This is a genomic window from Vibrio splendidus 12E03 (assembly GCF_000272105.2).
In the GTDB taxonomy this organism is placed as follows: domain Bacteria; phylum Pseudomonadota; class Gammaproteobacteria; order Enterobacterales; family Vibrionaceae; genus Vibrio; species Vibrio splendidus_I.
In genome coordinates this window covers 1-929 of record NZ_AJZD02000317.1, presented here as the reverse complement: position 1 = coordinate 929, position 929 = coordinate 1, and the positions used below count along the sequence as shown (strand labels likewise).

Genomic DNA, 929 nt, shown 5'->3' with positions numbered 1-929 from the left:
ATCTTTAAATTTAATTACGCAACAAAGCCTTAAACATTGATAATAAATACACAAACAAAAACAACATCAATATTTTGTTTGGTATACGATGTTGCTCAACATCGTATACCGAAACTGCAATTAGCAATGCCCAAAAAACTGAAGGATCATTAATCATATATTCAATTCATACACTCGAAAAAATGCTCTGGATTTTACTTAGTAAGGCTGTTGCCATCCCAGAAAAAACCAATCCTATTGCAATAACAAGTAAGGCAGCAGCGATAATGTAGGCAACCGAAGTCAACCCTCTTTGCTGTCTCACTCCTTTTCGATCATAAGCCATTGACGATTGTATTCAGTTTAGCTGCTAGTGTAGTCCCTAAACCAGAAAATACGGTTGTCAAACCTAATACCAATAAAGCTGCACCGATTACATACTCGATTACAGTCAACCCTTCTTCATCTTTCATGAATTCTTTACAATTTTTCAAAAACTTATCCATGATAACCTCTCCTTGATTTGTGTATCAGGCTTTGTTTACCTGTAAACTAAATCTAGAGGTGAGAGATATATTAGGTTAGGATTTTCTTGCCATTTACTTGCACTTTTTTGTGGTACTTCTAATCTAATTATTATGCATCTTAATTTATCTATTTTTAAACGCTAATTTTAATATGAAATAGAGTTGGTATTTATATGAAAGTAGTAACACCTTTATTATCAGATAAAGACAGTGAATTTAATTCTGTTATTATCAATAAAATAAATCACTACTTCTCCATTGAAAATTATAAGCAAGATATATCTATAATCAGTAGCTTAGATGTCAGAATGGTATTTTTTATCTTGAATAGACCGGATAAACTTCAACTACTTACAATGGCATTATCTATTTGTGAAAACTTGAACAAGCGAATGGCTTTGTTGCGTAATTCAATGGAACTAA

General features: G+C 31.8%; 1 protein-coding gene and 2 pseudogenes. 1 reads left to right on the top strand and 2 read right to left on the bottom strand.

Annotated elements, in window-relative coordinates; translation table 11 throughout:
* Positions 1-25 precede the first annotated feature (25 nt).
* Together A142_RS24560 and A142_RS20205 are read right to left on the bottom strand one after the other, a co-directional pair.
* Positions 26-157, bottom strand: a pseudogene (locus A142_RS24560) (prepilin peptidase); the annotation flags it as partial.
* Positions 158-314: 157 nt separating this feature from the next.
* Positions 315-485: a Flp family type IVb pilin gene (locus A142_RS20205; protein WP_019820753.1), complete on the bottom strand. Its 171-nt coding sequence runs from the start codon at positions 483-485 to the stop codon at positions 315-317.
* A gap of 194 nt (positions 486-679) precedes the next feature.
* Between A142_RS20205 and A142_RS20200 the strand changes: the two are divergent.
* Positions 680-929: pseudogene (locus A142_RS20200) on the top strand (helix-turn-helix domain-containing protein); the annotation flags it as partial.

Bases quoted from the DNA above. Each gene is read 5' to 3' on its own strand.
- A142_RS20205 (WP_019820753.1), bottom strand. From the start codon at position 485: ATGGATAAGTTTTTGAAAAATTGTAAAGAATTCATGAAAGATGAAGAA.